The sequence below is a fragment of the Bacillus sp. MYb56 genome (assembly GCF_002976445.1).
Taxonomy (GTDB): Bacteria; Bacillota; Bacilli; order Bacillales; family Bacillaceae_G; genus Bacillus_A; species Bacillus_A mycoides.
Map to the genome: position 1 here is coordinate 403,079 of NZ_PCOH01000002.1, position 26,565 is coordinate 429,643.

General features: G+C 36.4%; 21 protein-coding genes and 1 pseudogene. 1 reads left to right on the forward strand and 21 read right to left on the reverse strand.

From position 1 onward, the window contains the following. Nucleotides 1-153: 153 nt before the first annotated feature. The 21 genes from CQ058_RS04620 to CQ058_RS04725 form a co-directional block, all read right to left on the reverse strand. Complete coding sequence (locus CQ058_RS04620) at nucleotides 154-996, reverse strand: polysaccharide deacetylase family protein (RefSeq protein WP_002033202.1); 843 nt, start codon at nucleotides 994-996, stop codon at nucleotides 154-156. A gap of 291 nt (nucleotides 997-1,287) precedes the next feature. Beyond that, the gene (locus CQ058_RS04625) at nucleotides 1,288-1,971 is read right to left on the reverse strand and encodes an N-acetylmuramoyl-L-alanine amidase family protein (RefSeq protein ID WP_002142388.1); all 684 of its coding nucleotides are present in this window, start codon (nucleotides 1,969-1,971) and stop codon (nucleotides 1,288-1,290) included. A gap of 126 nt (nucleotides 1,972-2,097) precedes the next feature. Then, nucleotides 2,098-3,882, reverse strand: coding sequence for a sensor histidine kinase (locus CQ058_RS04630; RefSeq protein ID WP_105589499.1), 1,785 nt, complete (start codon nucleotides 3,880-3,882; stop codon nucleotides 2,098-2,100). Next, on the reverse strand, nucleotides 3,879-4,565 hold the full coding sequence (locus tag CQ058_RS04635; RefSeq protein ID WP_002190078.1) for a response regulator transcription factor: 687 nt from the start codon (nucleotides 4,563-4,565) through the stop codon (nucleotides 3,879-3,881). Before CQ058_RS04635 ends, CQ058_RS04630 begins: the two co-directional genes overlap by 4 nt. A 330-nt stretch (nucleotides 4,566-4,895) precedes the next feature. Then, complete coding sequence (locus CQ058_RS04640; protein ID WP_002128033.1) at nucleotides 4,896-5,222, reverse strand: hypothetical protein; 327 nt, start codon at nucleotides 5,220-5,222, stop codon at nucleotides 4,896-4,898. A gap of 287 nt (nucleotides 5,223-5,509) precedes the next feature. Further along, nucleotides 5,510-6,421 (reverse strand): 1,4-dihydroxy-2-naphthoate polyprenyltransferase, encoded by a 912-nt coding sequence (menA, locus tag CQ058_RS04645; RefSeq protein WP_002190079.1) that lies wholly within the window; start codon nucleotides 6,419-6,421, stop codon nucleotides 5,510-5,512. A gap of 692 nt (nucleotides 6,422-7,113) precedes the next feature. Continuing rightward, on the reverse strand, nucleotides 7,114-10,584 hold the full coding sequence (locus CQ058_RS04650) for a glycosyl hydrolase family 95 catalytic domain-containing protein (protein WP_002190080.1): 3,471 nt from the start codon (nucleotides 10,582-10,584) through the stop codon (nucleotides 7,114-7,116). Nucleotides 10,585-10,733: 149 nt separating this feature from the next. Beyond that, nucleotides 10,734-12,803, reverse strand: coding sequence for a bifunctional rhamnulose-1-phosphate aldolase/short-chain dehydrogenase (locus CQ058_RS04655; RefSeq protein ID WP_002190082.1), 2,070 nt, complete (start codon nucleotides 12,801-12,803; stop codon nucleotides 10,734-10,736). A 198-nt stretch (nucleotides 12,804-13,001) separates the two neighbouring features. Then, nucleotides 13,002-14,792 (reverse strand): L-fucose isomerase, encoded by a 1,791-nt coding sequence (locus CQ058_RS04660; protein ID WP_002190083.1) that lies wholly within the window; start codon nucleotides 14,790-14,792, stop codon nucleotides 13,002-13,004. A gap of 1 nt (nucleotide 14,793) precedes the next feature. Beyond that, the gene (locus CQ058_RS04665; protein ID WP_002190084.1) at nucleotides 14,794-16,287 is read right to left on the reverse strand and encodes a rhamnulokinase; all 1,494 of its coding nucleotides are present in this window, start codon (nucleotides 16,285-16,287) and stop codon (nucleotides 14,794-14,796) included. A 28-nt stretch (nucleotides 16,288-16,315) separates the two neighbouring features. After that, nucleotides 16,316-16,966: a class II aldolase/adducin family protein gene (locus tag CQ058_RS04670; protein WP_002190085.1), complete on the reverse strand. Its 651-nt coding sequence runs from the start codon at nucleotides 16,964-16,966 to the stop codon at nucleotides 16,316-16,318. A gap of 53 nt (nucleotides 16,967-17,019) precedes the next feature. Then, nucleotides 17,020-18,015, reverse strand: a complete 996-nt coding sequence (locus CQ058_RS04675; protein WP_002190086.1) for an ABC transporter substrate-binding protein — start codon at nucleotides 18,013-18,015, stop codon at nucleotides 17,020-17,022. Nucleotides 18,016-18,061: 46 nt separating this feature from the next. Next, nucleotides 18,062-19,066: an ABC transporter permease gene (locus CQ058_RS04680; protein WP_002190088.1), complete on the reverse strand. Its 1,005-nt coding sequence runs from the start codon at nucleotides 19,064-19,066 to the stop codon at nucleotides 18,062-18,064. A gap of 34 nt (nucleotides 19,067-19,100) precedes the next feature. Then, nucleotides 19,101-20,606, reverse strand: a complete 1,506-nt coding sequence (locus CQ058_RS04685; RefSeq protein ID WP_002190089.1) for a sugar ABC transporter ATP-binding protein — start codon at nucleotides 20,604-20,606, stop codon at nucleotides 19,101-19,103. A 59-nt stretch (nucleotides 20,607-20,665) separates the two neighbouring features. Beyond that, nucleotides 20,666-21,097, reverse strand: a complete 432-nt coding sequence (locus CQ058_RS04690) for an RbsD/FucU family protein (RefSeq protein ID WP_002190090.1) — start codon at nucleotides 21,095-21,097, stop codon at nucleotides 20,666-20,668. Between the two features lie 53 nt (nucleotides 21,098-21,150). Beyond that, nucleotides 21,151-22,161 (reverse strand): LacI family DNA-binding transcriptional regulator, encoded by a 1,011-nt coding sequence (locus CQ058_RS04695; RefSeq protein ID WP_105589500.1) that lies wholly within the window; start codon nucleotides 22,159-22,161, stop codon nucleotides 21,151-21,153. A gap of 345 nt (nucleotides 22,162-22,506) precedes the next feature. Continuing rightward, on the reverse strand, nucleotides 22,507-22,911 hold the full coding sequence (gene arsC / locus CQ058_RS04700; protein ID WP_002190093.1) for an arsenate reductase (thioredoxin): 405 nt from the start codon (nucleotides 22,909-22,911) through the stop codon (nucleotides 22,507-22,509). A gap of 25 nt (nucleotides 22,912-22,936) precedes the next feature. After that, the gene (arsB, locus tag CQ058_RS04705) at nucleotides 22,937-23,977 is read right to left on the reverse strand and encodes an ACR3 family arsenite efflux transporter (RefSeq protein WP_002128038.1); all 1,041 of its coding nucleotides are present in this window, start codon (nucleotides 23,975-23,977) and stop codon (nucleotides 22,937-22,939) included. 18 nt (nucleotides 23,978-23,995) lie between these two features. Next, entirely contained in the window at nucleotides 23,996-24,433 is a 438-nt protein-coding gene (locus CQ058_RS04710; RefSeq protein WP_002190094.1) for an ArsI/CadI family heavy metal resistance metalloenzyme, read from the reverse strand. Nucleotides 24,434-24,493: 60 nt separating this feature from the next. Next, on the reverse strand, nucleotides 24,494-24,799 hold the full coding sequence (gene arsR, locus CQ058_RS04715) for an arsenical resistance operon transcriptional regulator ArsR (RefSeq protein WP_002190095.1): 306 nt from the start codon (nucleotides 24,797-24,799) through the stop codon (nucleotides 24,494-24,496). 532 nt (nucleotides 24,800-25,331) lie between these two features. After that, on the reverse strand, nucleotides 25,332-25,841 hold the full coding sequence (locus CQ058_RS04725; RefSeq protein ID WP_002142397.1) for a DinB family protein: 510 nt from the start codon (nucleotides 25,839-25,841) through the stop codon (nucleotides 25,332-25,334). 570 nt (nucleotides 25,842-26,411) lie between these two features. Between CQ058_RS04725 and CQ058_RS04730 the strand changes: the two are divergent. Further along, a pseudogene (locus tag CQ058_RS04730) lies at nucleotides 26,412-26,565 on the forward strand (IS4 family transposase); the annotation flags it as partial.

A 26,565-nucleotide genomic window follows, 5' to 3' on the forward strand; every position in this document is an offset into this window, starting at 1 on the left:
TGAGTTCAATATATTCATCCTAAAACACAGGCTTCATACACAAAGTAAAATTCCATAAAGAAAAAGCCGATTTCTTTATCGTATAGGAAATCGACTTTTGGCTTAATTATTGATTTAGTAATAAAAACACCTTTTAAAATAACTATGTTTATACTATAGACGTTGATCTTTTTGGAAGTTTAGACGAAAATGATCCTCATCATTATATACCCCAAATTCATACCCTTGCTCTTTATAAAATTTAATAATTTCAGGAAGAGCTTGTAATGTTTGTGCTTTTTCATGCATTAAAACAACTTCTACTTCTTCTGTTGTCTGTTTTTTTACATTTTCGATAATCTGAGTTGGATTATCTTTTAATTTCCAATCATTTGAGTCTACTGTCCAATCCCAAACTTTTATTGCTGCTTCTACAATTTGATTCCGAATTTCCTCTCCCTTTAATCCTGGTGCAGATCCATATGGCGGACGGACCAGTTTAGGAGTTGTACCCGTAATATTATGGATAAGATCTAACGTTTCTTTCATCTCTGGTACAAATTGTCCCTTTTTGTATAGCTTATCACTATTATGTGTCATACTATGTGCACCAATATAATGTCCTTCTTTTACTGCTCGTTTTACATTTTCCTGAAAACCTGTATTTTGTAAATTGCTACCTTGCATAAAAAATGTAGAGGCAACATTTTGCTCTTTTAGTACATCTAAAAATTTCCCAGTCAATTCGCTAGGACCGTCATCAAATGTTAAATAGACAACTTTTCCTACCGGTTTTCCATCAGGTCTTTTTTGTTTTGCTGGTGATGTTTCCTTTTTCTTTTCTTGTTGTTGCGTATTAACTTGTTTCATACTTTCATTAGCTACTCCCTTCGCTGGGATAGAGTGCCATTTTCCAATTAAAAAGAAAGTGAAAAAGGTCGTTGCTAAAACAACTCCTAGAGATATTATTACCTTAGTTAATCGACTTGTTTTTTTCTTACTTTGTGATTCTTTCATTATTTTTCGATCCTTTCCCTATTAATTTTCATATTCATTATTTATAAGGCTGAGCCTTTACTCGACTGAATCATTAGTTTCACCCGGTGTTTACAATAAATAGATTAATAGAGATGGATAAAGATAAAATGCAGATAATGTCGAAATCAGTTAAAGAATAGCGTATTGCATCCACTCTTTAGAAAAATATTTGTTTTTAATTTGAAAACTGGATATACACCCAAAATAAAAAATACTACTCTTCCTAATTAAGATTTAGAAAGAATAGTATTTTTCTATTTGCCTATTTTATTACATCGTAAAATAATTAATAATGCCATCCACAATTCCTTTTTGCGATTTTGCTTGGAATTCTTCTGAATTCATTCTTTTTTCATCACTCGCATTAGATGTAAACCCTAATTCTATTAGGATAGCCGGAGAAGAATTTTCTCGTAAGACAAGAAAATCACTGCCATGAACACCTCGATCTCGGCTGTCTATATTTTGATCAAAAATAGCTTCTTGTACGATCTTAGCTAATTTTTTATCTTTCCTTTTATTAGATCCATAATGAGTTGTTATTCCTTTTACATTTGTATCCTCAAAAGCATCATGATGAATGCTAATATAAAGATCCGCCGCATGTTCTTTCACTACTTTGACACGCGCTTGCAATTCTTCCTTTTGTTTTGTTTCTGAAAGTAAACTCGCATCTTTTTCACGCGTCAATATAACTTTTGCATCCGTTCTTTCTTCTAATTCTTTCTTTATATTTTGTGCTACTTTTAAATTAAGCTCTTTTTCAATCGTTCCAAATTTCTTTCCTTTCGTCCCTCTATCTCCTCCACCATGCCCTGGATCAATTACAATTGTTTTTCCTCTTAATCGTAAATCCTCTTGTGATATATTTTTATGCCCCTTAGCATGTATGAAACTAACTCCTGTGCCCATTATTAATATTATAAATAAAAGCAATGTCACTCTTTTTTTCATTTTAACAATCTCCTTATCAGCTTTTCATTCCCTTTCTAATGAAGATATTAATGAATGCTGATAAAGATAAAATGCAGATAATGTCGATTTTGTTTAAAAATGATAAAAACGTGTAGAATGAAAATTCTACACGTTTTTATTTAAGTAGAAGAAAAATAACACTCCATCTTCTGTATTCGAAACACCATATTCCGCACCATGCAGCTCTAATATATTTTTTGAAATAGCAAGGCCCAATCCTGTTCCACCTTTGGAGCGTTGACGAGACGTATCTCCTCGATAAAAACGATCCCATATTTTCTCTAAATGTTCTAGTTCAATATGTGCTCCTTTATTTTCTACACATACTTTTACACGTTCATTCTCTTCTATTGTAGAAATAATAATATTCTCCTGTTCTGGTGTGTAACGAATCGCATTCGTAATAAAGTTAGTAACCACCTGTTCTATTCGATGTGGATTTGCAACTACCTCAATTTTAGAAAGTTGTTTATGCACATGTAATTGCTTAGCTATTATATCCGAGGTTAATTGCTCACATATATAATCAATCATCTCATCAATATGGAAAACATCCATTTCCATTTTATACGTACCAGACTCGAATTTTGCTAACTCCAGCATATCAATAATGAGCATATCCATTTTATCTACTTCTTTTGACATTGCTTTAAAGTAATAATCCTTTTTATTACTAGCAACACCATCCTCCAAAATTGAAATACAGCTCTTCATAATACTTAAAGGTGTTTTTAACTCATGTGAAACACCCGCGATAAATTCTTTACGTGTATTTTCTAATTGCTTTTCTTTCTCTATATCTTGCTGCAATTGATTAATATACGAATGCAAAGCCTTAGAAAGTGTATTAATATTTTGTGATAAAGCACCTATTTCATCCTTTGTAGTAATAGGTATCGTCTCTGAGAAATCTAAACCAGCGATTTTTTTTGTAGTATCATTTATTTGTAATAGTGGTTTGGCGATTTTATTTGAATAATAGAACGATATCAAAACGATTAAAATCAAAACAAAGATAATTAAATATACATAATAATCCTTTATCATTTGCACAGCTTCATCAACTGGTTGCAATGATGTCATAGCAAATATATAATTTACCTTACCATCTGCATCTATTGTTGGTTTGATTAATAGTTTATATTTAATATCATTTTCTTCATAATCCACTATTTCTGTAGAAGTAATATTATTTGGTTTTTGATTTAATATTAAATCAACCTGAAATTGTTTTATTCTATCTATTAACACACGATTTCCATAAATAGAGTTAGTTCCTATAGTACCCTCCGGTAACTGCACGTTCTTAATACTTCCTGCTAAATATAACTGTGAATTTTCTTTTGAAGATGCGACTTTTGGGCCATATAACTTCTCTGACAACTGCTTGTTCTCCAAACCAATATTCTTCTCTTTTATTGTTAACATCGCAGGGACTACTGCATCACCTTCCTGCACTCCATCGATAATAATATGACTCCCCTGTTCTAAACTATCTTTTATCCTTTGTATATCTTCTAAATTAACAAAACTATACAACGGTATCTGAATTAAACGTTCAGAAAAGGTGTTATTTCCGTTAGGATCTAACTGAATTTCTAAAGAAAAATCACTTGCATATTTTATATTCCCTACCCTATCTAGCGTTGTAATCCATGTCGCATTATCTTGGTAGAAATTTTGTTCCAACTCTTGAATCCTTTTCGCGTCATCTCCAGCTTTTATATATGCCTTTTCAAAGGATTGAATATTCGTTTTAATATCATTAACTTTTCGATTCGAATAATATTGCTTAAAAAATATGGTTTGTCCAATAAAAATAGTCACTAAAATAAGTGTGCATAATGCCGTAGTTAATATAAATAACTTTAATACAATTCCTTTTTTCATACCTGTCCCTCAAATTTATAACCAGTTCGCACAACGGTTACAATACAAGTCGCTTTTTGTCCTAATTTATGACGCAAATTACGGATATGACTATTAACAGTACGATCATCCCCAGCGAATTCATAACCCCAAATTTTAGTGATTAGTTGTTCTCTCGAAATCACAATCCCTTGATTTTGCATTAAATACGTTAATATTTCAAATTCTGTATGTGTCATACTTATGTCTTCCCCATCTACAGTTACTGTACGAGAAGGGAAATGTACATGGATACCACTACTAGTTAATGTGTCTTCAGTAGATACATTAATAGTGGAAGAATATCGGCTTTCAATTAATCGTTTTGCCCTTGCCAATAAAATAGGAGGACTATATGGTTTTGTAACATAATCATCCGCTCCCATTTCAAATCCGAGTAAGGTATCATCTTCATCCACCCGAGCCGTTAGCATAATAATAGGTACATTAGATTTCTTCCGAATTCGCCGGCAAACCGCCCAACCATCTAATTCCGGTAACATAATGTCTAGAATAATTAAATGTACCTCATGTTCTTCAAATATAGATAACGCTTCTTTCCCATCAATCGCCTCTAAGACGTTATACCCTTCGTTTAGTAGGTAATCCTTCATGATTTCACGTAAAATATCTTCATCTTCTACAATTAAAATTGTTCTTTGCATAATTCATCTTCCCCACGATTAATTTTATTTTTATAAAGAAATAGTTCATTTTATATTTTAACCAATTAGAAATCTTTCACTATTTCTGTCACTACTAAATGTAACATAGTTATATCAAGATAATAGCATACTGATATAAAGATAAAATGCAGAGATAACTGTAATTCTTCAACAAATAATGAAACTCATCTTGAATCAAAAAATCCATACAAAAACGCCATCCTTTCTGTATATTTCTACAAACAGGATAGCGCTTTTTCATTTTAAAGGTCGCATTCTATGATAAATTATATTAATAAAGTAATATCAACTATACGTAATAATCGATATTTAATCGATATTAGAACTTATTACTTTATATTTATCTTCTTTTGCAACATCTATAATTGCATCAATTTTTTGTTGTTCATTATTCAGCTCATGTCCTTCGATCCAAACTTTATATCCTATTTCTCCCACTACTCCAACTTTAGTTATAACAACATCTAACTGTTTTTCTTTTTGAAAATATTCAATAGCAGTTGCCTTTGCTTTTTCTTGAGTTTTTGGAAATTCTTTGTCACTTAATGGATCTTTCGTTGTTAATGTAATGTAAGAGACAAAACCAATAATAATTAAAGTTATGGTAGAAAGTCCAACTAAAACTATTTTTTTCATTCTTCTTCATCCTTGTCTATCTTTTTTTAAAGATTAACATAACATTTATCGTTTTTCAATAAAAAAATATTGTATTTTACTATTTTTTTATTGAAAATCTCTATAACTTAGACAAATATAAAAAGCATTCCTCTCACTATCCTGATCTTTATCTCAACTAATCTATTAAATAATGTAGATTTATAAAAGAGTTTGATCATTATTAAAGAAATACAAAAATAAAAACCCCAATTTCTCTATATTAAAATCGAGAAATCGGGGTTTAGTCACTTAAAAATATTTTTTATTTAAAACCAGTAACTAATTAATAGTCCTGCTGATAATAAGAAGCCAAAAATCGTATTTGTCATCGCTGTTGATTTCATTGCGATGCGCATATACCCGGGATCCTTTGCTCCTTTTTGGAAGCTTTGAATAGCAGAGATTGGCTTTTTCAAACCTAGGAACATAACTAATGCCCAAGGGCTTATATAACCCATCAACACAATTACGGCAATCCATAAATAAGCAATTAAAAAGGCTACAGCTAGTGTTACCACTGCTTTTTCTCTCCCAAGGAGGATTACCAACGTCTTTCTTCCACCTTTAATATCTCCTTCGATATCTCGGATGTTATTCGACATGTTAATTGCACCTACTAAAATTCCAATTGGAATGGAAATCAATATACTTTCAATCGTTATAGTATTCGTTTGAATAAAGAAAGCAATGAGTACAAAACATGTCCCCATTAACAATCCAGAAACTAATTCTCCAAATGGAGTGTACGCAATTGGTAATGGACCACCTGTATATAAATAGCCAACCGCCATCCCAATTAAACCAATGACAACTAACCACCAGCTGCTATTCATACAAATATAAATGCCAATAAATGCTGCTACCACATACAATAAAAGCGCAACTGTTAAAACATTTTTTGGTTTCAATCCATGACGGACAATTCCACCACCGATGCCAACAGAATCAGCGGTATCTAATCCACGTTTGAAATCATAGTACTCGTTAAATAAATTCGTTGCTATTTGCAACGCTAAACATGCAACCATCATCGCAATAAATAAAAGCCAATGAATTTCGGCAACATAAAGTGATGCCACTGTCCCTAAAATTACAGGAGAAAACGTCGCCGTTAATGTATGTGGGCGCGTCATCTTCCATATTAATTTAGCGGAACTAATTTCTTTTTCATTCCCCATAACTCTGTTCAATCTCCCTACATTTTAAGTATAAAATCACTAGAAGTATCTTTCTTTCTATTTCTTGATTCACATCCATTAATTATATCAAATAAATGATACCCCTTCTAACAAATCTAATAATAGTAAAGTGAAAAATTTAAAATTGAATTACTATTAAGCTAACAAAACTAAATTTCTTTAAATGTGGTACCGTCACCTGCCCATCAACTTAAGAAAACAGATCCACCTTAAACGAAAAAATGAGCTTTTTTATTGCAAGTTAGGGCAAAACCTCATTCTGGAGGTAGCTCTATTTTCTTAGCTTGATAGCGATGTAATGTAAAATTAAGATTGTTCAAGTCGGAGCAAGGCACTCTATGATTGATTTCATTTTATAAGAAATCCACTGCAGAAAAAGAAAAATTTTATTTAGGAACTAATACCTCACATCCAAAAACAAGTGATACATGTACTAATTCTTATTTAATTTCATTTTTAGAACACCTCATATGCTTTCTTTTGTAAATCGTAGACATTAACACAATTCGGTTATTATGCAAGGAAATCACTCCATCGGTTATTTACGAACTGTAGGTGGAGAATATGACTTTATATGATATTTTAGATAAAAAAATGCTATTCTCCCTATGATTCTATAGAAAGAATAGCATTTTTTTCATTTTATGTTAGCTTGATACCAATATAATAGATTATTTATAACTCAACCAAGCATCCCCCCAGTCCGCATGATCATTTCCATTACCGTTACCTGCATCGTCAACTACTAGTTTTAATTCTTTCTTACCAGTAAGATCAACATCAACAAATTTGGCTGGGGTATTATAATACATTGTGCCGCTATTAAATACTTCCACTCCATCAAGTAATACTTTAAACACGACTGAACCACCTTTACCGCCAGATTCTTGATCAATTCCTACATATGAATTAAATCGTTTGTATGTTGCCTTTGATATATCATAGGTAACTTCTGATTTTGCATGAGTTCCGATCCCTTTTTTATACGTAATCGGCCCTGCCGTTCCGAGTAATGAGATTGGGTTTCCGTCGGTACTTTTATCCTTTTGAACTGTTGCCCATCCGGCAGTTGCTTTTATCCACGGAATATCACTAAGATAGATGCCGCCAGAAGCCACTTGCACTTTCGTTGAAGTCACCACCGCATTCCCCAATTTTACAGAAACTCCAACTTCTTTCATTCCTTTAAACTGAGTTGGCGGAGTAATAACAAACGAATATGTTTCCTCTCCTCCTGCCGGTAATTGAAAGTCCGTTGTTGATGGCTGTGCATTCCAGCCGTCTGGTAATTGCAATTCAATTTTTCCAGGTGTCACTTTTTCCTTTATTTCATTTTGAACCTTTACTTTTAATGTAGTAGAACCACCTTCAACAATAATTGGATTTGGTTCTACCTTTGCCGAAATTAGCTTTACTGCTGGAGTAACTTCTATTTGATTGGATTTACTAACCGTCCCACTATCTGTGTTTACTTCCGCTTCAATGGCGTAATTGTTAGCAACTATATCAATTGGAACAGGTATATCCGCCTCAATTGTTTTAGATTCTCCTGGTTCAACACCTTCAAAAGCTACTTTAATTGGTTTCACATTCCAGCTCTCAGGAGCCTTTACAACCACTTCCCCAGAAGAAGATTTCAATGTACCAAAGTTTGATAAATGAGCTTTTACCTTCACTGTATTTCCTGCAGTTACACTGTTCGTAGATTCTAAATCGAAACTGAGCATAGACTCAATTTTATAAGCTTTACCTTGTTCCGTTTTAAATGAAATTGTATCGCCATTCTTCGTAAATTGCACCGGTGTATTATTTCCGACTCTTGTCAGAGTAAATGGTGTATTGAACATTGGACTTTTTAACTTTACATCGTTTCCATGATCAGAAGTCACCTGAATGACTGTAGGAACTCCATTTTTCCAGTCCGCATTAATCGTAAATGCACCGCGTGCTCTTAGTCCTTTATAGGAACCGTTCTTCCAAGCTTTCGGAAGTGCAGGCAATAATTGAATGGAGTCGGTATGGCTTTGAATTAACATTTCAGCAATTCCCGATGTTGCGCCAAAGTTTCCGTCAATTTGAAACGGTGGATGCGTATCAAATAGGTTGCTGAGTGTACTTCCTGTAAGTTGCCCTTGCAAAATTTTATAAGCATGGTCACCATCTAATAAACGTGCCCATAAGTTAATTTTATTCGCTTTACTCCAGCCTGTTCCCTCGTCACCACGATGGTTTAAAGTAACTTTAGCTGCCTGAAGCCATTCTGGTGTTTTGTAATTAATCATACTTCCTGGATATAGTGCCACTAGCTGGGATATATGCCGGTGCGTTTCACCAGGATCATCTATATCATCCTTCCACTCTTGCACCTGACCATATCTACCAATTTGAATTGGCGGGAATAATCGGTCCCTTTTCGCCTTTAACTCATCTCGAAATACATTATCAATCTGTAAAACCTCACTCGCTTCAATTACATTCGAGAACAATTCATACACTAACTGTTGGTCAAAAGCACATCCATTAGAAATACCACCAAGCTCTGGAGACCAGCACGGAGAAACAACTAACTTCTTATTTTGATCTTCCACTAAAAACTTACTATGAAACTCAGCCGCTTCATTAATTATTGGATAAATCTTTTCTTTTAAGTATTGTTTATCATCCGTAAATTTGTAATGTTCCCAAACATTTTGACCAATGAAGGCATTCGCACTAGGTGCCCACCCCCAGCCTAATCCCCATCCAGGAGCAGTAAACCCAAATGGATTATTCATCGTGTTAACAGTCCATCCACCGCCCTTAACACCGAAATGTTTTTCTGCTGAAACTCTTCCTGGTTCTCTTAATGAATCAACATAGTCCATTAATGGCAACGCTGTTTCAGATAAATTCGTCACTTCTGCAGGCCAATAATTCATTTGCAAATTTATATTGAAATGATAGTCACTTTCCCACGGTGGTGTGTTCGAATTATTCCATACCCCTTGTAAATTGGCAGGGAGCGTTCCTGGTCTTGAAGAAGAAATAAGCAAATACCTTCCATATTGGAAGAATAGTTCTTCTAAATACTTACTGTTTTCTTTACTGTAAGATGCTAGTAGTTCATTTGTTGGAACAGATGGTTTTTCCCCTCCTAAATTTAAAGAAACACGATTAAATAAAGAGTGATAGTCTTTAATATGTGTATATTTTAAAACCTCATAACTCTTTTTAGAAATAGCGGCCATGGTTTTTTCAACCTTTTCATGTGGATCTTCCCCTTTATAAGCAGGGTATTTATTTTCATAATCAGTAGCCGCCGTCATAATAATTGTTAAGCTATCTGCATTTGCTACTTTAATTTTTCCATTCTCTGCTGTTAATGTGCCGCCCTCATTCAACACTTTGAATGCTGCTTCATATTTCATTCCATTATTCGTTATTTGTCCTTTCATCGTGATTTTATTATCTACGGACGTTACTTGCCCTCCTTGTGCGCTCGTTGGTCTAACATCTAATGAAATCTTTTTAGCTTCACTAGCCGTTAAACGCATGACCATAACGCGATCAGGATAACTTGTGAAATATTCTCTATTGTATTGAACATCTTTATAGTTATAGGAAACAGTAGCAATTCCCTCATTTATATTTAATTCCCTACGATAATTAGAAAATGAAGACGCGTCTGGCATATTAAAATCTAAGTATATATCTCCAAAATTTTGATAGGAACCAAACCCTTTTTCAAGACCTGTGAGAAATTGTGAAGATTCCTTTTCTGCCCCTGATTTATCACCTTTTGCTAACTTTTCCCTAATGCTACCTAAGTGACTCGCTGCTCCATCACGATTCCCGTAAGTATACTCGCTCGTACTGCTTGGTCCGCCAGTCCAAAGCGTTTTTTCATTAAACTGAATACGTTCTTGCTGGACTCCGCCAAAGACCATGCCGCCCATATAACCATTACCAATTGGCAATGCTTGTTTTTCCCAATCTTTTGCCGGTTGATTGTACCAAAGTGTTAATTTCTTTCCCTCTGGTTTTGGAGTTTCAATCGTAATAGGTGATGTTGCCTCTACTTTACTAAACTCTCCAGTGCTTCCTAAAGAGAACAATAAAGTACCAAAAAGCACTCCCCCTGTTAATAGGTTTTTAAGTTTCAAATTTCCATCCCCTTTTGAAAAGCGAATGTAAAATATCCCCTTCTGCACATTGACTTATTCTATTCTCCCCATGAAATTCGCTATTCTTTTATATGGAAGTATAATAGGCGAAAATATTCGCCTATTACACCTTTTCACAAGCAAAATAATTATCTAGTAAATGCCGCTGTTACGCCACCATCAACTGTAATCATACATCCCGTTGTTTTATCTGCCTTTGAAGAGGCAAAGAATGCAATCGATTCAGCGATGTCTTTCGAATAAATATTAACCAATAATGTTGTGCGTTTACGGTAATGCTCTTCTAACTGATCAGGTTCGATACCATATGCTGCGGCACGTTCTTCACGCCATTTTGAACCCCAAATGGCTGACCCTTGCAGAACTGCATCTGGAAGAACTGAATTTACACGAATACCATACTCACCGCCTTCAGCTGCAATACATCTCGCTAAGTGCGTTTCGAGTGCTTTTACAGAGCTGTATGCTGTGGCGTTTTTCCCTGCGTACACAGAATTTTTCGAACCGACAAATACCATGTTTCCACCAATTCCTTGCTGTTTCATTTGCTTAAATGCTTCACGTGCCACTAAAAAGTATCCCGTTCCAAGCACATTCATATTTAAATTCCATTCCTGAAGCGTTGTTTCATCAAATGGACTAGACGTCGCAAGCCCTGCATTGTTCACGATACTATCAACGCCTCCGTAAGCAAGAGCTGCCTGCTCAAATGCCGCCTGTACTTCTTCTTCTTTTGTTACATCCATTTTTACCGCGAGCGCACAACCTTCGCCATACTTCTCGTTAATTTCAGCCGCGACTTTTTCTGCTCCTTCAAAGTTCAAATCAGCAAGCACTACATGCGCACCTTCTGAAACGAGGCAGCGTCCTGTTTCACTTCCGATTCCGCCAGCGCCACCTGTAATAAAAGCAACTTTACGAGAAAATTCCGCTTCAGCTGGTGCTAACGATAATTTATATAGTTCTAGTGGCCAGTACTCAACATTATAGGAGTCATTTTCATTCAAAGAAACAAAACTTCCAAGTGTTGTGGAACCTTTCATTACCGAAATCGCCCTATGATACAGCGCACCACTTACTTTTGACATCACTAGATTTTTACCAGTATTCACCATACCGATACCAGGAATTAAAATAACGCGAGGTGCAGATTCAAACATTTTGTCTCCTTCGTATTTGTTACGTTCAAAGTAAGCTTTATACTCGTTTTTAAAGCTTTCCACATCAGCTTTCATTTTCTCTATTAATCCGTCTACGTCTTTCGTTTGCGGATCCCAATCAATATACAGAGGACTGCGCTTTGTGTGAACTAAATGGTCAGGACAAGCCGCTCCAACTTGAGAAAGCTCTCGTGCATTATGGCTGTTTACAAATTGAAGTACTTCATCTGCATCATCATAAGATAATAGCATTTTCTTTTCATCGCTAACTGCCCCGCGAATAATCGGCATTACTTTTGCAAGAATACTTCTACGCTCTTCTACTGAAAGTGCTTCGTATTTTTGACCTCCAAATACAGTACTTTCAGTCACTCGCTCATGAATATATTGTTCTGCCTCATTAATGACAGCAATCGTTTTTTCATAACTCTCCTTCGCCGTATCTCCCCAAACGACTAAGCCGTGTTTTTCCATTAACACTAGTTCAGCATTTGGATTATTTTTCACGCCTTCCGCAATCATTTTAGATAACGTAAATCCAGGACGCACATATGGAACCCAAACGAAACGATTACCGTAAATCTCCTCGGCAATTTGTCTTCCATTATGTGCGCAGCAAAGACTAATAATGGCATCTGGATGTGTATGATCGACATGTTTAAAAGGTAAGAAAGCATGCAATAACGTTTCGATAGATGCACGTGGATGTTTGTTGTCAATCATACAATGCGATAAGTACTCTACCATTTCTTCGTCTGGCATTTCTTCACGATCAATTAATAAACGAATGTCTTCCATTCTTAAACCAGTAAAGTTTTGTGCTTTCATAGTCGCTAAATCAGATCCACTTCCTTTAACCCACATGACCTCTACATCATGACCACGAAAATCCTTTTCAAATGTCTTTACCGATGTATTTCCACCGCCCCAATTACATACTGCACGGTCTGTTCCAATTAAATTCGAACGATAAACTAATTCGTCTACTCCTTGCGATAATTGTGATGCCTTTGTTTCGTTCCATAAGCTATTAACCATATTCTTACCCCCGTTATTTTTTATTGTTCTATTATTTCGGATACGAAAATAGTGTGTATCCGTATGTTCAAGAGTTTCATATTATTTGCGACTCTTTTAAGTACTACAATTCATTTACATGTAAAGTACTTTCATTCCAATGCGGAAAAATATGCTTTATAGTCCCCCCCCCCGATATACAATCAGGGGATCTTTTCATCAATGGTATAATGGACCAAAATTTTGGCAGGCGCGGTAATCTGCTGCTTCTGAATCTTTTGTTCCGAACATTCCCCACGCACTCGGTCTAAAGATTTGCTCCTCTTTGACGTTATGCATATTTACAGGAATTCGGAGCATGGAAGCAAGAGTAATTAAATCATTGCCAATATGTCCGTAGCTAATTACGCAGTGGTTGGCACCCCAATTATTCATCACGGTGTAAACATCTTTAAAGGCACCTTCTCCTGTTAAATTTGGTACAAACCAAGTTGTTGGCCAAGTTGGATCGGTTCTATCATCCAATACATCATGAACCTCTTCCGGTATTTCAACTGTGTAACCTTCTGCAATTTGTAAAACAGGACCTAATCCTTTAACAAGGTTGAGACGAGCTGCTGTTACAGGCATATTTCCCTTCGTTAAGAAATCACTCGAGAATCCACCTCCGCGGAAATATCCTGTTGAAGCTGGTCTCCATGAAGTAGCTGCTAGACACTTTTGAGCTTCTTCCTCCGTAATTTCCCAAAACGGTTTTATAACAGGATTTCCATCTTTCGTTTGTTGTCCTGTACCATCAAGCGCAGCGGAACCGGAGTTAATCATATGAATAAATCCATTTGCCGCCAATCCTTCCGGTTTATGCCCTGTCACACGTTCTACTGCCTCCGGGCTCCAATACGTTCTTACATCCGCAAAAACTTGAGCCGTATTTGTTAATAAATGACCAAATAGCATCGTGACTCCATTTAAACTGTCATTTTCAGTAGCCATAATGTATGGAGGACGGATTCCGTTCCAATCAAAGGACGAATTTAAAATTGTTTCCATAAAATCACCATTCGGGAAATGGTCCGTCCATTGGCGCTGACCTTGGAAACCTGCAGAAATGGCGTTATGTCCTAATGCTTCTTCACCATAGCCAAGTTCCTCTAGTTTCGGATTTCCAACCATAAGATCTCTTGCAATTAACGTCATTTTAACGCTAGTATCCCAATCTTTATTCTTTTGCTCCCTTGATCGTTGCATCTCTTCTGCATTATTATCTGGGCCTTCTGGACAATACTCCTTTACCCAGTTTAAAGCCATTTCATATTCTTCCTTATCATAAATCTCTTCATCTATCCTTCTTACAAATTCAGACATGTCGATATATTCATTTCTCATTCCTAAATAATCTTGGAAAAATTCAGGTTGGACTGAACTGCCTGCAATCCCCATAGAGACAGATCCCATCGAAAGATACGATTTTCCTTTTAAAGTAGCAACAACAAGACCAGACTTTGCAAATTGAAGTAGTTTTGCCTGCACATCTTCTGGAATAGATGTATCACTTAAATCTTGCACATCTTTCCCGTATATGCCGAAAGCAGGAATACCCTTTTGATTGTGGGCAGCTAGGACAGCCGCAAGATACACTGCCCCTGGACGTTCTGTTCCATTAAATCCCCATACCGCTTTTGGAATATCGGGATTCATATCCATTGTTTCAGAACCATAGCACCAGCATGGTGTAACAGTGATCGAAACACCGACTCCCTCTCTTGCAAATTTTTCAGCTGCTTTAGCCGACTCAGCCACACCACCAATACATGTATCAGCAATGACACATTCTATTGCTTCCCCATTATAGTGACGCAAATTTTCAGTTAATAAGTTCGCTACCGATTTTGCTAGATTCATCGTCATATCTTCAAGAGATTCACGTACACCATTTCTTCTCCCATCAACAGTCGGTCTTATACCGATTTTTGGTAATTTATTGTAAAATCTATTATGAATAGTTTTCATTTTAAAACCCCTTTTTCATTACATTTTGGTCAATTATTTCGATAAAACGGCCGTATGCTTCCTGCCATTCTGATTGATTTTGAGGTTGATAATGTTTAACAGGAAACGAACTTTCAACAATTTCTCTACCTTCCTTTAAATCTTTTATTTTCCCAAGTGCAATCCATTGAGATAATGCATTTCCAATCGCACTCGCTTCAACCGGTCCTGCTATAACAGGGCGGTTTGTCGCATTTGCGGTAAATTGACAAAACAAATCATTTTGAATGCCACCGCCGCCCATATGGATAACCTCTATTGATTTTCCAGTTAAAGCTTCTAGTTTTTCTAAAACCCACCTGTACTTGAGTGAAAGACTCTCCAAAATACAACGGAGGAAACTTCCTTCCGTTTCAGGCGGCTGTTGCCCACTCTTTATACAGAAATCCCGGATTTGTTTCGGCATATTTTCTGGATTGAAGAAAGAAGGATCATCGGGATCTATGAAATGCGTAAACGGTTTTGTATGTCGAATCAATTCTGCCTCTTCTTCGTAAGTAAAAATCGTTCCTTCTTTTGCCCAAACCGCTCTACATTCTTGCATGAGCCATAATCCCATAATATTTTTGAGCAACCGAAACTCGCCATCTGCCGTACCTTCATTGGTAAAGCCCCATTCCAATGCCTGTTCAGTAATAACTGGATCCTTAACTTGAACGCCCATTAAAATCCACGTACCGCAACTCATGAATGCTGAATTTTCTGACTTTATAGGCAATGCAGCAAGAGCACAGGCAGTATCATGTCCCGTTCCAGCAATAACCTTAACAGGCTGTATACCAAATTCGTTGTGAATCGAAGAAAGGGTCGGACCAAGAGTCGTTCCTGGCATCACAATATTTGCCATCATTTCTGTAGGAAGGCTAAGCTCGGTCATAAGGACCTTATCCCAATTCCGCTCATGAATATTAAATAACGATGTCGTTGTACTGATCGTATATTCATTCGCCTTTTCACCGGAAAATAAATAACTCAATAAGTTTGGTGTTAATAAAAGAGTTTTTGCCTTTTCCATTAAATCTGGGTTATTCTTTTTTATCGTATAAAGCTGGCAAATCGTATTAATTGCTGCTGGTGTAACTCCCGATCGAGAGAACAAAACATCCCGTGGAATGACTTCCATGATTTCTTTTAGGCTATCATTTGTATGTGGATCTCTATAAGAGTAAGGATTGCTAAGTAGTTCACCTGTTTTAGAGAGTAGTCCGAAATCAACTCCCCACGTATCGATAGACAAACTTTCAATCGACTTATGTCCGTTTCTAATACTTTTACCAATTCCATTCTTCATCTCCTGGAATATCCTTAAAATATCCCAATAATAATGACCAGTTACGTAAACAGGACGATTGGAGAACCGATGAACCTCTTCAAGATAAAGGCGTTTCCCATCAAATCCACTTACCATTAAACGCCCATTGGATGCACCTAAATCAAAAGCCCAAACTTTTTCCATTCATTCACACCCTTCGGAAACATTTCAACTACTCCGCATCTTTTAGTAGTTGTAATCTATATTTCTCGGAAGAAAGATTTCTTAACTCGTGACATTCTTCCTCTGTAAGGACTCTTGGTACTCCTACTGTCGATGCAATCGTATATACTTTTGCCGCTTCCTCTAGAATTTGCAGAAGAAAATATGCTTCTTTCATTGTTTTACCAACCGTCAGTACGCCATGATTTCTCATTACCACTACATCATTTTCCTCAATTACGCCGGATACCGCGTTAGCCAATACTTCTGTAGTCGGAATCATATAGTCAAGGTAAGCAACGCTTTGAATCATTGCCGGAAAATCTGGGAATAGACTCGGAATCGTATGGCCAGTACATGATACACCTACCGAATAGCTTGGATGCGCATGCAAAACAGCTGTTATATCAGGACGCTTACGAAAACATTCCAGATGCATTAATATTTCAGATGATGGTTTTAAATCATCCAATATCTCACCAGTTTCAATATCGACACGTACCCACTCGTCGTCTTCTATCTCTTGCAAATCAAAACCGCTAGGAGAGACATACATGATATTCCCATCTCTCATACTTAAATTTCCACCTGCTCCTACAACAAGACCAGTTTGAACAATTTTATGTGCATATAATTTTAAATCATTTATTACATTGGACAATGTTATACACCTCAGTTTCTATCTTATTTGTATTGCTAGTTTCGTTTTATATTTTATTGATATAGAACTTCCTTAATTTTTGGATCATCGATGTTCTTTTTATCGTACCAATAGAAACCAGTGTCGATTGTTTTTGATACTTGTTTCCCATCTAAGTTTTCAACAGCAGCTTTCACAGTTTCATAACCAATTCCAATTGGGTTTTGTGTAATCGCACCTGCCATTACTCCGCTCTTAATCGCATCAATCTGTAGTTTTCCAGAATCAAAGCCAACTACTACGACACTCTTTTTGTTCAATTCTTTAACAGCATTTACTACCCCAATCGCAGAACCTTCATTTGTACCGAAAATACCTTTTACAGTTGGATGTGCTTGCATAATTGCCTTAGCAGCATCAGTCGATTTTAATTGATCACCGCTACCATATTGAATATCGACAATCTTGATGTTCGGATACTTTGATTTGATTGTATTTACAAAACCATCTCGGCGCTCAACACCTGTTTTACTTGTCTGGTCATGAGCAACGACCGCTACTTCCCCTTTTTCACCAATTAATCCAGCCATTTTTTCAGCTGCAAGAGCTGCTGCCGCTTTGTTATCTGTTGCAGCTGTTGCTACAGGTATATCTCCTTCAACACCTGAGTCAAATGCAACAACCGGAATTTTTTTGTTTTTTGCTTGTTCTAATAAAGGAAGAGCAGCTTTAGAGTCTAATGCTGCGAAACCAATCGCATCTGGTTTTTTATCAAGTGTGCTACGTAACATTTCCACTTGTTTATCAACCTGTGCTTCCGTCTCAGGACCTACAAATGTAATATTGACCTTATATTCATCTGCTGCTTGCTCAGCCCCTTTTTTAACTGCCTGCCAAAACTGATGCTGGAAACCTTTTGAAATGATCGCAACATAGCGCTTACCGTCATCTTTTGCAGGAGCACTACTATCCTTACTTCCTGTGCTTGCATTGTTTGAAGAACACGCCCCCATAAACATTGAGATTGCGAGAATTGACGATAAAACGATGCCTTTTTTTGCTTTTTTCATCTAAAATTCCCCCTATATATTGTTTTATTTAAAAACAGTATCACCGTTAATTCTTTGCTTTTTTATTTCGCAACACATCTGCGTAAACTGCTAATAAGATAACAGCCCCTACAACTACTGTTTGCCATTCTTGAGGCACTGAAAGGATTTGCAGACCATTTGTTAACACACTCATAATCAATGCACCAATCACAGTACCAAGAATTGTTCCTTTACCACCACTTAAAGAAGTTCCTCCGATAACTACTGCTGCGATTGCTTCCAATTCATATCCTGCTCCTAAAGCAGGCTGAGCAGAATTTAAACGAGATGCCATTATAATCCCTGCAACACCAGTAAAAACACCTGCAAGCATGTATATAATTATTTTCCACTTATCTACATTCACTCCAGAAAGACGAGTTGCTTCTTCATTGCTTCCTAGTGCAAATGTATACCTTCCGATTATCGTTTTATTTAAAATTAAGCTTGCGAAAATGGCCATTCCAAAAAAGATGAAAACAGCATTCGGAATAGCAAAACCAGGAATAATAGAACCCATCGCAATTTTGTTAAAACTCGGTATAGAAGTGAAATAGATTGGAGTCGCTTTCGAAATAACAAGTGCCAACCCTTTCGCAATCATCATCATCGCTAACGTTGCAATAAATGGTGGAATCTTCAATTTTGCAATTGCAGCTCCAGAAATCAAACCTACTACGGCACCTATTAAAATACCTCCAATAACAGCTACCCAAACTGGTAAACCTAAGTTAACAGCAAAAACGCCTGTCATAACCGAAGACAAAGTCAGTACGGTTCCACATGATAAATCAATTCCACTTGTAACGATAATCATCGTTGCCCCTAAAGCAAGGATGCCTGTAACAGCTGTCGATAGAAAGATTCCTATAATGTTATCAAATTGCAGAAAATTAGCTGAAGCAATTGAAAAAATGAAAACAAGTACAATTAAACTTGCAAATGCTAGAAGCTGCTGAAGAGCATTTGAATTCATCCCTTTCCTCATCTTCCCTTCAACTGGAAGTTCGACTACCTTTTGTATTTCCATTCCTGTTCACTCCTTTATCATCCGTTAATATCCATTACATAATGCGTTTTGTGGCAAGAGTCATAATCGCTTCTTGCGATGCTTTTTCATCATTTTTCAATTCTCCTGTTATCTTTCCTTCACACATGACAATTACACGGTGACTTATTCTTAAAATTTCAGGAAGTTCTGAAGAAATCATAATGATAGATTTACCTTGCTCAGCTAAATCATGTAGTAGCTTATAAATTTCGTCTTTCGCCCCGATATCAATTCCGCGTGTAGGTTCATCAAAGATTAAGATATCTGAATCTCTAGTCAACCATTTGCCAATAACTACTTTTTGTTGATTCCCTCCTGAAAGGTTTTTCACTAATTGATTACCTGATGGTGTTTTTATTTTTAACCTTTTAATTAATTCCTCAGACTGTTCATCAATTTTAGAACCATGCATCAAGCCAAGAGGTTTTATATAATCTTTCATCGATGCCATTGCAATATTTGTTTTGACATCCATCCCAACTAGAAGCCCAAACTGTTTTCGGTCTTCAGACAAATAGCCAATTCCATGTTGTACTGCATCAGTCGGACTTTTTATACTCATCCTTTTTCCATTTATAAAAATCTCCCCTGAGTCTAATGGATCTGCCCCAAATATGGCACGGGCTACTTCCGTTCTTCCAGCCCCCATCAATCCAGCAAAGCCAATGATTTCTCCTTTGTAAAGTTCAAAACTTACATCCTTTATTGTGTTCCCTCTATTTAAATTCTTTACTTCAAGCACTTTTTCTCGCATTCTCTCTTTCATTTCTAGCTTTTGATTGTTATCAATTTTCCTTCCAACCATCATAGAAATAATTTGTTCAATGGTTGCATCTTTCGTGTTCATCGTCCCTACGTATGTACCGTCTCGCATAATCGATACACGGTCCGTAATTTTCTTTAGCTCTTCCATACGGTGAGAAATATAAACAATTCCTACACCGTCCTGCCGTAATTTCCGAATCATAACAAATAGTGCATCGATTTCAGTATCCGTTAAGGCTGCGGTTGGCTCATCCATAATCAATACTTTTGAATCAAAGGAAAGAGCCTTAGCGATTTCCACCATTTGTTGTTTCGCAACCGTTAAATCACCTACCAATTCTCTTGGATCTAAATTTATGTTTAACCTTTCAAATAGTTTTTTCGCCCTGTTATTTAATTCTTTTTCATCTAAAAAAAGATTAAATAATCCTTTAGGTTCTCTTCCAATAAAAATGTTTTGGGCAACAGTTAAATGCGGAGCTAAATTAAGTTCCTGGTGAATAATACTGATCCCAAGTCTTTGTGCTGCTTTTGTATCTGGTACCTCTATTTCTTTTCCTTCGTACATAATCGTTCCGGCATCTCTTTGATAAATCCCTGTTAAAATCTTCATTAATGTGGATTTTCCAGCTCCATTCTCACCCAAAAGTGCGTGAACTTCGCCTTTTTCCAATTCAAACCTCACATTAGAAAGCGCTTGCGCACCAGGGAACGCTTTACTAATTCCATCCATTTTCAGTAGCAATTCACTCATCCCATCACCTACTACCCTATGATTTTTTAAATGAAACAATATATAAGTTTAATCATGCGCTAATCCGTAACCACGCCCTTTTTTAAAATCATATTGGCATAGAGAGCACTCTCACTCGTTGCAACAATTGCATAGGCCTTCTTTGCTCTCTCATAAAATGCAAAGCGATCAATCATCTCAAAACTATCAAAATGAGTATCATATTTTTTAATCACCGCATCATACGTTTCCCAAATGGAGGGCGTGGTAGGATCCCCTTTTACAACCTTCATTAATGAAACAGAATGATTGCTATACGTATCGAGTGGAAAGAATTGCAAAATTGCCTGTAATACTTCAAGAACCCCATGCCCCTCACACCGAATAAGCTTCGCCCCGCAAGAGGCAGCGGGGAAATTTCCATCCGCTAAAACAATCTCATCCCCATGCCCCATTTCTAAAAGAATTTTCATTAAATCTGGACTAATTATTTTCGGTATTCCTTTTAGCATTTCTATCTCCCTTCCGATTTTTATCTGAAAGAAAATCAGTATTTCTAATCGTTTTAACTACTTATACTTTGTGCATCTATTAGTAATTTCGGTGTAAATATTTCATTAAAAGGACCTTCTTCATTGTTTAAACGCTTTAGTAAAATATCACCTACTCTTTCTCCCATTTCATATGGTTTGTGAGCTACTGTTATAATCCCAGGTGCTCGTAATAATTGCGCTGCTTCCACATCACCAAATGAAGCGATCACTACGTCCTCTGGTATTGAGTATCCTCTCCTCGTTAATTCAAGAAGAACACCGAATGCCATTTCATTGTTCAAGGTTAGAATAGCTGACGGTTTCTCAGTAAAATTAAGAAAATAATCAACTGCTTTCATTCCACCCTCTCTAGTGAAAGTGCTATTAAACGTATAGTTTTCATCTTCCTGAATCCCAAACTCTTCCAAAGCTTTTTGAAATCCTTCATAGCGCTCTTTACCTGTACTTACGTTCAACAATCCATTCACAAGACCAATCGATCTATGACCCTGTTTTAAAAGATAGCTCGTTAATGTATAAGCACTTTCAAAATTACTCTCTATAACCGAATCTAATTTTGAATCTCCAATCTCAACAGTCCGGTCAACTAAAACAATTGGTACACCGGCTTTATGAATACTTCTCACTCTTTCTTCACAACCTCCAGCAGTCGCCAATACAATAGCATCTACCCGTTGTTCCACTAGTAGTTGCAACAATTTATCCTCTTTTTTAGGATTTTCATGACTGCTACAAAAAATAAGGTTATATCCCTTTTGCTGCACAATATCTTCAATCGCCTTTGAAATTGTCATGTAATACTGGTTTGTAATATCTGGAATCACAACACCAATCGTGTATGTTTTATCTTGCTTTAAACTTCTAGCAATCGCATTTGGTTGATAATTAAGTTTTTTCACAGCTAAATAAACACGATCTTTAATGTCGTCACTTACAAATCCACTTGCGTTTAACACCCGAGATACTGTAGCTGTAGACACATTCGCTTCCATTGCAACATCTTTAATTGTAGACTTAGCCATTTCATCACTCTTTCTAAGTTTTCAAGAAATCGTTTACTTCAGTTTCGCTTAAACCCTTAATTTATCCATGTAAACGATTACTTAGTAGTTTACATGGATAATAATAATTTAATTTTCAAAATATTTCAACACTTTTTGAAAACATTTTTTTCATAAAAAATACGACTATACATCAGATAACCTGTAAAGTGTGAATGAGAGCATTTTTTTGTGATTAAATGGGCGTTTTTTAGACGTTCTGTTACCCTATATTCTATAGAAGGAATGTCGTAACATCGTTCTATTACGAAGATTCGTAGTACATAAAAAAAGAACCTACTCGTATGAGTTGGCTCTTTCCTTTATTTACTCCCCTGTTTCAGAAAATCGTTTTATACGTTCCCCAATTTCATCGCGAACACGTTGAAATTCAGACCATTCTTTTCCTGCCGGGTCATCAAATCCCCAGTGAACACGATTTACGTGCGGAGGTGTCGAAGGACAAACAGAATCTGCATGACTACAAAGCGTAACGACTAAATCAGCGTTATTTAAAATATTTGAATCAATCATATCCGATGTTTGATTCGTTATGTCGATATTTACTTCTTTCATCGCTTTAATAGCATTTGGATTTACTCCATGTGCTTCAATGCCTGCAGAATAGACATTCCACTTATCCCCTAAGTATTGTTTCCCAAAGGCTTCTGCCATTTGGCTTCGGCATGAATTTCCTGTGCATAAGAAATAGATTATCTTTTTGTTTTTCATGTTGTTTTCCGCCTTTATTTTTAAATTATACTGGTTGATCATTAAAATATTTACGCTTAAACCAAAAAGCAACGTTTACAAGGGCAATCATTACAGGTACTTCAACTAACGGCCCGATAACAGCTGCAAATGCCGCGCCTGAATGAATACCAAACACACCAACTGCTACAGCAATTGCTAACTCGAAGTTATTGCTACCTGCTGTAAATGCTAACGTTGTAGTCACCGGATAGTTTGCACCAATTTTTCTTCCCATAAAGAAAGAAACAAAAAACATTACAATAAAATAGATTAATAACGGAATTGCTATTCTTACTACATCTAATGGTACGCTAACAATCATTTCCCCTTTTAAAGAGAACATAACGATGATTGTAAATAGTAATGCAAGTAATGTAAGTGGACTAATCTTCGGTATAAACACCTTTTCATACCACTGTCTTCCTTTTAACTTAACGAGTACAAAACGTGTCAACATACCTGCTATAAAAGGAATTCCCAAATAGATAAATACTGATTTCGCTACTTCTCCCATTGTAATATCGACAATAGCCCCTTCAATCCCTAACCATTCTGGAATGACTGTTACAAACACGTATGCATAAACAGAGAAGAATAACATTTGGAATACGGAGTTAAAAGCCACTAAACCTGCTGCATACTCTTTATCCCCATCTGCAAGGTCGTTCCAAACAATTACCATTGCAATGCAGCGTGCTAAACCAATCATAATGAGTCCGACCATGTATTCTGGCTTATCTGGAAGAAAAATAATTGCTAAAACAAACATAAGTACAGGACCAATAATCCAGTTTTGCACTAAAGATAAAACCAATACTTTTACATCTTTAAATACCCGGCCCATTTCCTCGTAACGAACTTTCGCCAACGGCGGATACATCATGACAATTAAACCAACAGCGAGCGGGATGGACGTCGTTCCAACTTGTAATGTATTTAGTCCGTCTACTACACTAGGAAACACAAACCCTAAACCAATCCCAACAGCCATAGCTAGAAAAATCCATAGTGTTAAATATCGATCTAGAAAAGATAAACGTTTCATTTTATTTTCCATCTCCTATTAACAACAAGAATTTTTATCTACTACGTTAGAAGTCGTGCAACAAGATGGATCTTCAATTTTATGAACATCACTATGTGCTTTTGTATAAAAGAATTCCCACTCGTTCCCATCAGGATCCGTTACCCAAAACTTATCTTGAACCGCATAGCAACAAGTTGTATCCATCTCATCACGCGCAAAGAAACCTTCTTTTTCTAATCTTTCTTTATGTAATATAATTTCTTCAGCTGTATCCACTTGAAAACCGAAATGATTTACCTGATTTCCCTTCACTTCATCTCGTACGTTCAGCGTGAAATTAAGCCCTGGTGTCTCTAATAAAAATTTTGCATAATCCATTTTCACCTTAACTGGTGACACACCAAATACCTTTTCGTAAAATTCAATAGACTTCTCTAAATTCGTAACATTTATACCAACGTGAACATATCTCATAGCTTCTTCCTCCTCTTTACATGTTATTAATCAATTTTTTTTGATTAATAGTGCAAAATTTTAACAGCAACTACCTTTGCCTGTTTTTCTAAAGATACAGCATAATTCTTCTGATAATAAATTATTTACTTCCGAATCATTTAAATCATAATAACTCCACGTACCTTTTGTTTCTTTTACAATTAAACCTGCATCTAATAAAATCTTTAAATGATATGACAACTTAGATTGCGTCATTTCAAAAATCTCTGTTAAATCACATACACAAGTCTGGCCTCGCTGGCAAAGTTCATACATGATTTCTAGACGCTTCTGATCCGCCAACGCTTTAAACTTTTTCTCATAGAGCTGAAAATCTTGTGCCACTGTAGTTCACTCTCCCTTCATCAATTTTTTTTGATATTTATAGTATATACGCTGTTTAGTTCTTTATGCAACTAATTAATCAATTTTTTTTGATTAATCCAACTTCCACTCATCATATCCATGCCACCATTAAAAAAGACCATAGCCTTTTCAAAAATAAAAAACTATGTTTCTTTTTACAACTTAATAGTTACAATGTTTCCGAGGAATGGAGTCTCTATAACTGTTTTAAATTTTAATTTGACCATTATAGCGTAGTGCCCCATCACCATCAAGCTAAGAAAAACAAATACCCCCAAATGAAAAAAATCGATATAACTCTTCGGCAAATAAAGATAACTCTTGTTTTTGGTACATATTCATAAAAAGCACGTCACCCTTTCTCATTAACATAAGAGAATAGTAATGTGCTTTTAATTTCAAAAATAGTCTAAATCCTTAAGTTGATGGTTGTGGGGCGGGACCCCAATAAGAACGGTATCTAAGGTTGGATGAGAGGTGTTAGTTCCATTCCAAAGGCCTCAGCCGAAGATTAACTCAAGTACCGATTTCGGATGACCCCCATGTGATGAAGTTCGTGTCCTGCGATGCCGTACGCGAGGGCGCGCACCGTAATGCTTAGGTTGTTGGCTGTGCCCTTGCGGGTCCACGCCTCCGCCGGTAGCCCGCGCAGCAATGTGATCGTTGATTGCCGTACGGCCCGGTAGTCTTCGGCCAATTGCTCGGTTGTCCAACTTCCGAAAGGAGGCATGAACAATTCCTGATCAAAACCAGTCAGAGACGTCTGGTCCCCTCTTGCGAACCGGAGCAGGCGGTAGGTCATGACGCGTTCCGAGTCTGCAATGTGGCCCACGACTTCTTTCAGCGTCCATTTTCCTTCAGCATACCGATACGCGTACTGGCTTTCGGTCAACGATGCCAGGAGCTCGGTCATTTGTTTTTCCTGGGCGAGCAGAATATCGATGATGTTACCGTCCGGTACCAAACGGATATATTCGCCGGAGTTCCCGGCGTATTCTTCTTCTGACGGTCTTTGATTCATGCGTAGTCACCTCTTATATGTAGATATAGAAAATTATAGCACTCGTCTATGTCTAATAAATTCTCGAAATGATAGAACTTTCCTTCTAATAATTGAGGATAAGCAACTATTTAGTTTGTCGGTCGCCACACTATCCTGATTCGTTAGCACAATAAGCAATGTTAATCAATAATGCATAAAAATTATCTGTTATACAATATTTCGAAGTTATTAATATATAAAGGTAACACCTTCTTTTTTAATTTAAAGATGGATTTTCAATTATATTTTGAAATGAATCGGAGTAAAACACACTAGTCTAACTACTTTTTTATAAACATCGTAACATTATTCCCCCCCATATTGCCATCAATTTGAGAAATGTATTCTTCTCAAAAATGAAAATCGACCTAAGATCCTATGGACAACTATGAAAGGATGAAATTTTCGTTTTGGGGATATTTCAGAAGTATAGCTTGATAGGTATGGGGTGGGACCCCACATCCATCAACTTAAGGATTTAGACTATTCTTAAACTTAAAAGCACGTTACTATTCTCTTATGTTAATGAGAAAGGGTGACGTGCTTTTTATGAATATGCATCAAAAACAAGAGCTGTCTTTATTTGCCGAAGAGTTATATCGATATATGTCTCCCGCTACACTTAATCAATTAGCTATAGAAGCAGGTGGAATGAAACGAAAACGTAAGTGCCATGGGCACCATTTTTTATCTTTGTGTGTAT

Bases quoted from the DNA above. Each gene is read 5' to 3' on its own strand.
- CQ058_RS04660 (WP_002190083.1), bottom strand. From the start codon at position 14,792: ATGAAAACTATTCATAATAGATTTTACAATAAATTACCAAAAATCGGT.
- CQ058_RS04640 (WP_002128033.1), bottom strand. From the start codon at position 5,222: ATGAAAAAAATAGTTTTAGTTGGACTTTCTACCATAACTTTAATTATT.
- CQ058_RS04675 (WP_002190086.1), bottom strand. From the start codon at position 18,015: ATGAAAAAAGCAAAAAAAGGCATCGTTTTATCGTCAATTCTCGCAATC.
- arsC (WP_002190093.1), bottom strand. From the start codon at position 22,911: ATGAAAAACAAAAAGATAATCTATTTCTTATGCACAGGAAATTCATGC.
- CQ058_RS04690 (WP_002190090.1), bottom strand. From the start codon at position 21,097: ATGCTAAAAGGAATACCGAAAATAATTAGTCCAGATTTAATGAAAATT.
- CQ058_RS04630 (WP_105589499.1), bottom strand. From the start codon at position 3,882: ATGAAAAAAGGAATTGTATTAAAGTTATTTATATTAACTACGGCATTA.
- menA (WP_002190079.1), bottom strand. From the start codon at position 6,421: ATGGGGAATGAAAAAGAAATTAGTTCCGCTAAATTAATATGGAAGATG.
- CQ058_RS04625 (WP_002142388.1), bottom strand. From the start codon at position 1,971: ATGAAAAAAAGAGTGACATTGCTTTTATTTATAATATTAATAATGGGC.
- arsB (WP_002128038.1), bottom strand. From the start codon at position 23,977: ATGAAACGTTTATCTTTTCTAGATCGATATTTAACACTATGGATTTTT.
- CQ058_RS04620 (WP_002033202.1), bottom strand. From the start codon at position 996: ATGAAAGAATCACAAAGTAAGAAAAAAACAAGTCGATTAACTAAGGTA.
- CQ058_RS04725 (WP_002142397.1), bottom strand. From the start codon at position 25,841: ATGAATCAAAGACCGTCAGAAGAAGAATACGCCGGGAACTCCGGCGAA.
- CQ058_RS04635 (WP_002190078.1), bottom strand. From the start codon at position 4,565: ATGCAAAGAACAATTTTAATTGTAGAAGATGAAGATATTTTACGTGAA.
- CQ058_RS04665 (WP_002190084.1), bottom strand. From the start codon at position 16,287: ATGGAAAAAGTTTGGGCTTTTGATTTAGGTGCATCCAATGGGCGTTTA.
- CQ058_RS04655 (WP_002190082.1), bottom strand. From the start codon at position 12,803: ATGGTTAATAGCTTATGGAACGAAACAAAGGCATCACAATTATCGCAA.
- CQ058_RS04695 (WP_105589500.1), bottom strand. From the start codon at position 22,161: ATGGCTAAGTCTACAATTAAAGATGTTGCAATGGAAGCGAATGTGTCT.
- CQ058_RS04685 (WP_002190089.1), bottom strand. From the start codon at position 20,606: ATGAGTGAATTGCTACTGAAAATGGATGGAATTAGTAAAGCGTTCCCT.
- CQ058_RS04710 (WP_002190094.1), bottom strand. From the start codon at position 24,433: ATGAGATATGTTCACGTTGGTATAAATGTTACGAATTTAGAGAAGTCT.
- CQ058_RS04680 (WP_002190088.1), bottom strand. From the start codon at position 19,066: ATGGAAATACAAAAGGTAGTCGAACTTCCAGTTGAAGGGAAGATGAGG.